Origin of the sequence: Acinetobacter rudis (assembly GCF_000829675.1) — a bacterium.
Classification (GTDB): Bacteria; Pseudomonadota; Gammaproteobacteria; order Pseudomonadales; family Moraxellaceae; genus Acinetobacter; species Acinetobacter rudis.
In genome coordinates, this window is record NZ_BBRX01000023.1 from 108458 (window position 1) to 115402 (window position 6945).

At 35.8% G+C, this 6945-nt stretch carries 4 protein-coding genes; all 4 read left to right on the forward strand.

The features are described 5' to 3' along the window. Positions 1-6 precede the first annotated feature (6 nt). Entirely contained in the window at positions 7-3609 is a 3603-nt protein-coding gene (uca, locus tag Aru01_RS06625; protein WP_016654815.1) for an urea carboxylase, read from the forward strand. A gap of 596 nt (positions 3610-4205) precedes the next feature. Beyond that, the gene (locus Aru01_RS18625; protein WP_016654814.1) at positions 4206-4331 is read left to right on the forward strand and encodes a hypothetical protein; all 126 of its coding nucleotides are present in this window, start codon (positions 4206-4208) and stop codon (positions 4329-4331) included. Positions 4332-4406: 75 nt separating this feature from the next. After that, a complete protein-coding gene (locus Aru01_RS06630; RefSeq protein WP_016654813.1) occupies positions 4407-5312 on the forward strand; it encodes an aKG-HExxH-type peptide beta-hydroxylase in 906 nt (301 codons plus the stop codon). Beyond that, positions 5305-6669: an ATP-binding cassette domain-containing protein gene (locus Aru01_RS06635; RefSeq protein WP_016654812.1), complete on the forward strand. Its 1365-nt coding sequence runs from the start codon at positions 5305-5307 to the stop codon at positions 6667-6669. The genes Aru01_RS06630 and Aru01_RS06635 overlap by 8 nt, the downstream gene beginning before the upstream one ends. The last annotated feature ends 276 nt before the right edge of the window (positions 6670-6945 follow it).

The window sequence follows — 6945 nt, forward strand, 5'->3', positions numbered from 1 at the left end:
ATCATCATGTTTCATACTGTACTTATTGCCAACCGTGGTGAAATTGCTGTCCGAGCGATTCGAACCCTAAAAAAATTAGGCATAAAAAGTGTTGCTGTTTATTCTGATACCGATCGTTATGCACAGCATGTACTTGATGCAGATGTATCTGTCTCACTAAAAGGCATAAAACCTATAGATAGCTATTTGAGTATCGAGAAATTAATTCAGGCAGCAAAAGATACAGGCGCACAAGCCATTTTCCCAGGCTATGGTTTTCTTTCAGAAAGTGCGGATTTCTCACGTATATGTGAAGAAAATAATCTTGTATTTATAGGCCCAACTGCACAGCAGATGACTGAGTTTGGGCTTAAACATCGCGCAAGGGAACTTGCTGCTTTAGCCAATGTGCCAATGACACCGGGAACGGGCCTACTCGATAGTTTGGAGGAAGCTTTAGACGCTGCTCAAAGCATTGGATATCCAGTCATGTTAAAAAGTACTGCTGGAGGTGGTGGTATTGGTTTAACTCGATGTGACTCTAAAGCAGCATTAGCTGATGCCTATAGCAGTGTGAAGCGTTTGGGAGAACAATTCTTTAAAGACGCTGGTGTTTTTCTTGAGAAATTTATCGATAAGGCACGTCATGTTGAAGTACAAATACTCGGAGATCATCAAGGCCGAGTAATTGCTTTGGGGGAACGCGATTGTACTCTGCAGCGTCGTAATCAAAAAGTTGTTGAAGAAACACCTGCGCCAAACTTACCTGCTGCAACCCGAAAAAAACTACATCAAGCAGCTATACAGTTAGGACAATCTGTTCATTATCGCAGTGCAGGAACGGTTGAGTTCATCTACGATGCTGCGACGGACGAGTTCTATTTTTTAGAAGTAAATACTCGATTACAGGTGGAACATCCAGTGACAGAGATGGTTACTGGATTAGATTTGATCGAGTGCATGCTCAAAATCGCTGCACATGATGCATTAGATTGGGATTATTTGGCCAGTATTCAGCCACAAGGTGCTGCTATCGAAGTTCGAATCTATGCAGAAGACCCCGTCAAGAATTTTCAGCCGAGTCCTGGCGTTTTAACAGATGTTTATTTTCCAGAAAATATCCGAGTAGATACTTGGGTGGCTACAGGCACTGAGATTTCCCAGTATTTTGATCCAATGATTGCCAAACTCATTGTGCATGCTGAAAATCGAGAAGCTGCCATCGAAAAGCTCAAAAGTGCCTTAGCTGAATCTCGCCTCAATGGTATCAGCACGAACCTTGATTATGCTCATGAAATTATCTCTGATCCACGTTTTGAAAGCATGCAAATTTGGACAAGAATGCTCGATAATTTTAGCTACACAGCTAAAGTTATTGAGGTCATTCAAGCAGGTACATTGAGTACAATCCAAGATTACCCTGGTCGAGTTGGCTACTGGAATATTGGCGTACCACCTTCTGGACCCATGGATGATTTTTCTTTTCAATTGGCCAATAAAATCGTGGGGAACGATGCTAAAGCCGCAGGATTTGAATTTACACTCATCGGACCAACATTAAAATTCCATGTCGAAACGATAATTGCCTTAACAGGTGCACCATGCCGTGCATTACTCGATGGACAAGAGATTCAGTTTTGGCAACCTATTCATGTCAAATCAGGTCAGATCCTTGAGCTCGGCCAAGTAGAATCAGGTTGTCGTACTTATTTGGCTGTACGAGATGGATTGAATGTTCCGTTATATCTAGGCAGTCGCTCCACATTTGCACTTGGTCATTTTGGTGGACATGCAGGCCGAACGCTTCGGGCTGGCGACACCATTAAAATGGTTAACCCATCTTTACCCACCGATCAGCTACCCGTTGCAGTTCGTGAGCCACAATCTGTATCGAGCCAATTGATTCCAACTTACAGCAATGAATGGAAAATTGGTGTGCTTTATGGTCCTCATGGCGCACCCGACTTTTTTAAACAAGAATATATAGAAGAATTTTTTGCGTCCCAATGGACTGTTCATTTTAACTCAAACCGTTTAGGTATACGCTTATCTGGGCCGACACCAAGTTGGGCACGGGAAAACGGTGGTGAAGCTGGCTTACATCCCTCCAATGTGCATGACTGTGAATATGCAATTGGTGCAATTAACTTTACAGGTGATTTTCCTGTCATCTTAGCGAAAGATGGGCCAAGTCTTGGCGGTTTTGTTTGCCCTGTCACTATTGCAAAAGCTGAGTTATGGAAAATTGGACAGCTCAAAGCCGATGACAAAATTTCGTTTTATCCGATGAGCGTAGAGCAAGCCAATCAATTAGAACAAGAACAGTTGAATTTGATTGAAAATTTTTACAATGCAGCTGCAACACCTATTGCTATATCAAGTGAAAATATAGGCACAACTATACTTGCACAAAGAGAAGCGACTGCGCTTTCACCCAAAACAGTTTATCGTCAAGCAGGTGACAGTTACATATTACTCGAATATGGCGAAAACATCCTCGACCTCTCTCTTCGTTTACGTGTCCACAAACTTATCGAAATGATTCATGCCCAGCACATCTCTGGAGTTTTAGAGTTATCCCCTGGAGTCCGATCCCTGCAAATCAAATACGATGGTTTACGTATTTCACAAAAGAATTTAATCGCTCAACTCCTAACACTTGAACAAGAAATGGGGGATCTCAGTCAAATCAAAATCCCATCTCGTATTATTCATTTACCTATGGCCTTTGAAGATAGCGCCACCTTAGCTGCTGTTGAACGCTATCAAGAGAGTGTCTGTGCTAAAGCGCCTTGGCTGCCCAATAATGTTGACTTTATCCAAAGAATTAATGGCTTAGAACATCGTGATCAAGTTAAAGATATCTTATTTAATGCTCACTATCTCGTGCTTGGATTAGGGGATGTTTATCTGACTGCACCTTGTGCTGTACCTATTGATCCACGTCACCGCCTATTAAGCTCCAAATACAATCCTGCCCGTACATTTACAGCAGAAGGTACTGTAGGTATTGGCGGTATGTACATGTGTATTTATGGTATGGACTCACCTGGTGGCTATCAGTTGATCGGTCGTACGCTTCCAATATGGAATAAATTCAAAAAAAATAAACAGTTTGGCGATAAAGAATGGTTTTTAAATTTCTTTGATCAGATCAAGTTCTATGAAGTCTCAGAGCGTGAACTAGAACAATTGCGTTTAGACTTTGCTCATGGACAGGCTCAGATTAAAATCGAACAATCTGAATTTGATTACGCGCAATATTGTAAATTTTTAGAGGATGAAGCACAGAGCATTTCAGCCTTTAAAGAGAAACAACAGCTGGCCTTTCAAACCGAGCTGCAACGTTGCAAAGAAGACTTTATCAATAGCGAAGAAAAAGAAAAGGATCAAACTGAACAACAAGATTTGAGTCATCTTGTCGCATTAAATGCCTCAATGACTGGCAATATCTGGAAAATATTGGTTGAACAAAATCAGGTGGTAAAAAAAGGAGAAACTATCGCGATTATTGAAGCCATGAAAATGGAACTTCCTGTGCAAGCCTCTGAGGATGGCATCATTAAAGCAATAACTTGTCGTGCTGGTCAGACTGTGCATAGCGGTGAGCCTTTGGTCTATCTGGGGTAATCTATTGCTGCACATTCAGTTTTCCCAATATACGATGTATGATCTATTAGCTGTACTAGTTTCTCAATGAGATGGATAACTTAATATTTATAAAGTGATCATCATTTTTTATAAAACAAAGCCAATATAAAACTACTTAATCCCCTGAAAACTCACATCAGGGGATTAATTTTATATGCATAAGTTTATTTTGATCCAAGATAGGGCAAAAAGATAAAAAATAGTGCACACATACTTGTTGAACTTTAAATTTAATCATTCACTTCCAAGTCATCACCCGAAAAAATCAATCCTCAATTACCTATAAAGTTATTATTAACAAATAATCAAACCAATAAGTTTCCCACCTTATTAATAACAATACTCACCAACCAAATATCAAACAAAGAACCATAACTTTGTAATTAACAAATAATTTTTTAATTTAAATATTAAATTTAATTAATATATTAAAATAATATTGATTAAAATAAGTATTAATCAAAGCATAATCATATTCAAATATATTTTAATGTTCTTTAAATGGCATGAAGTTTGCTTTTATATTTATAGTGAAAATCAATTTCACTAAAAACTCAATATACGAGGAAATACATATGCAAAATTTAGATAACCTAGTTAAAAAATTAAGTATTAATTTCACACAAGTAGCAATTAAAACAGAAGATGAGCAGCTCGGAGGTGTTTATGCATCCTTTGGCCAACAAATGGTTGCAATGTAATATATAAATAAGGGACAGGATAATTCTATATCCTGTCCTTTATATATTAATATATAACAAGATAGGTGAATCATTATGATATTTTTATTATCTATAGATGAGCAAATTAAAAACACCATGGCACTCGTTCAAAAGTTTCATAAAAAAAGCCCCGAAAGCTATGATGAATTGAAATACTTTTATATTGAGTTTTTAAAGAAAAGACACCCAGATATCTCTAACTTATTTTCAGGAAATGATGTTGAATTTATCACCGATAGAACACTGGCAGAACCTTTCTTAAATAAAGCGACAAAACATGATAATTCATTAATTGACGATTTAAATCAGGGTCATATCATAGATGTTGGTATTTCCGAAGTACACGAAACTCAGATATCACTCATGAAGGATGCATTAGAATCATTAAAAAAATCGTACTCTGAATTTTATAACTCAATCAACTTAGTCATCCCATCAGTCGTATTTCTAGGTTCAACTAGAGCACGTGGTGGATCATTTTCAGGCTTGTTGGGAATAATTTGGTGTGGAATACATGAAGGCTGGACCATTGAGGATTATGAAGAATTCTGGATTCATGAATCTACGCATCAATTTTTATTTTTAGATGAAATTGTACATGAACATTATGATTATGAGACTTTCGCCAATAAAGAAAATTGGTCTCAATCAGCGATATTAAACATGAGACGCCCACTCGATAAGGTCTTTCATAGTATTGCTGTTGCAATTGAGATCATTGCTTATCGACTTCATATCACCAAGACAAACAATAACTTTAGAACCAAGCCACACCAAGACGTAGCCACCCTGTTTAAACAAGTTGAAGAGTCTTTAATTTCTTTAGATGAGGCCTTAAGCCGCACACCTCATATGTTAAAAGAAAGAGGTTATCACTTACTGGATTTATATAAAAAAAATATTAAGTCATTAAAAGATACATGGTTAATGAATTTACAGGATTCTAAAGAAATTGCCTAATTTAAAATTTATTTTATTACAAGCTATACTGAGCAAGTATGGCTTTTTAACCACATTACTTATTGTTATACAACAACTATTATCTGCGAGTTCAGTTTATTTCTTAACAAAAGCAATAAACTCAATAAGCAATCCATCAGAAGTAATCAATAATATTATTATATTTTTTATATTAATAATTTTACCCTACATTCCAGTGTGTATTGCCCAAGTTACTATGTATAAAGTCGTTAATGGTACACACTCTATGATTATCAATAAAAATATAGAGCCTCTACGATTTCAAACCAACTTACTTAACAATCACATCAAAGAAAAATATATATCTAATCTTTCCAGAAATTCCTTTATGATAATCAATGATTATTTTACATATATTTATAGAGTTTTCAGTCTCATATTAAATGTATTTTTTACAATCATCATTATGGCCACTTTAATCAGTATCGAATACTTATATTCATTCATTTTCAGCCTCATCTTAAGTTTTTTATTTTTCAACTATATAAAGAATAAAATAGAAGTATCATCCATCATGGTTGAAAATAATCTTTCTTCTTATGCTTCAACAATTGAAAGATCATGGAGTAATTTTATATTAGGGTCTAAAACAAATTTAATATTATATAAACAGCATTTAAAACTCAACTCAGATGAATATTACACATCAAAATTAAATAATGCATTTCTTCAGCAAGTCAGTAACCTAAGCTCTGCAATCATTGCACTATTACCTTTAGCAATAGTTTCAATATATCTTGTCAACAAAAATATCGACAATCATTTTATATTATCAGCAATACTGGTCAACTTAACTCGAATGGTCGGGCTTTTTAGTTTTCTTGGTACTCTAATATATGACATAACCAACTTTATCAACATAAAATCAAGAATACAAAATATGGTTGAAAGCCTAGATATAACAAAAATAATTTCGCCAGCACGAAATTCAAGTATGAAACCAATTTATGCAAATGGCATGATCATTGAAAAATATCATGATGTTCTAGACTTAATCACAACAAACAGTACAGGTCGATTTACCATAACGGGTCAAAATGGATCAGGAAAGACCACCTTATTATACTACTTACTCGAAGAACTTAAGGAGCAGGCTATATTTGTCCCCACATCACCTAAAGAATTAGATTGGATCACCAAATTAGAAAATCTATCTACAGGACAGCAAATATATAATATTCTTTCAACTGAAATCACCGCTGAGAGTACAAAAGTTATTTTACTAGATGAATGGGATGCTAACTTAGATTATAAAAATAAAATAGAAATTGACAGCTTGATTGATCAGTTGAGTCAACATCAGGTGATTATTGAGGTTATCCATAAAAAAAGCTGATAGCTTTCTATAGAGTTAAACCTTATTAAAAATTCAGATGTTTCCACATCAATTTTCTGTATACAATCAGTCGTGTTTACTCACGTAATCTTAAAAAGAACCTCCAACGTTTTCCTTAAACCTCATCCTTATAACGAATGAAAAATCGATATGTTAAAGTCCAAAAAATTGATAGCGATAGCGCTCTCGCTTATCGGGCTTGGTATATTTCTATTCTTTAACTCGTACCAGCAACAGTCTGCTCATGATCAACACATGGCAACACAAACAGCCGTT